Origin of the sequence: Streptomyces sp. SID14478 (assembly GCF_010548525.1) — a bacterium.
In the GTDB taxonomy this organism is placed as follows: Bacteria; Actinomycetota; Actinomycetes; order Streptomycetales; family Streptomycetaceae; genus Streptomyces.
The window spans coordinates 1-216 of the sequence record NZ_JAAGMG010000728.1 but is presented as its reverse complement, the minus strand read 5'-3'; the positions used below and the strand labels follow the sequence as shown (position 1 = coordinate 216).

The following is a 216-nucleotide window of genomic DNA, read 5'->3' as shown; positions in this document are numbered from 1 at the left end:
GACGTACGAGACGCGGCCCGAGGCCACGCTCGACGCGAGTCCGGTGCCGGCGAAGCCCTCCACCTCCGGGGCGATCGTGCCGGTCCCGTAGCCCTGGCCGGAGACGCCGGAGAACACGCCGACGTCCGCGCCCTTGAGGGCGAACGGGTCGAGGCCCGCGCCTTCGAGCGCCTCCCACGAGGCCTCCAGGAGCAGCCGCTGCTGCGGGTCCATCGC

Annotated in this window: 1 protein-coding gene; it reads right to left on the bottom strand. The window is 75.0% G+C overall.

All coding sequences use genetic code 11. The features are described from left to right. Positions 1 to 216 (bottom strand): beta-ketoacyl synthase N-terminal-like domain-containing protein (locus G3I40_RS23900; RefSeq protein ID WP_164304166.1); only part of this gene is annotated, 216 nt, incomplete at both ends.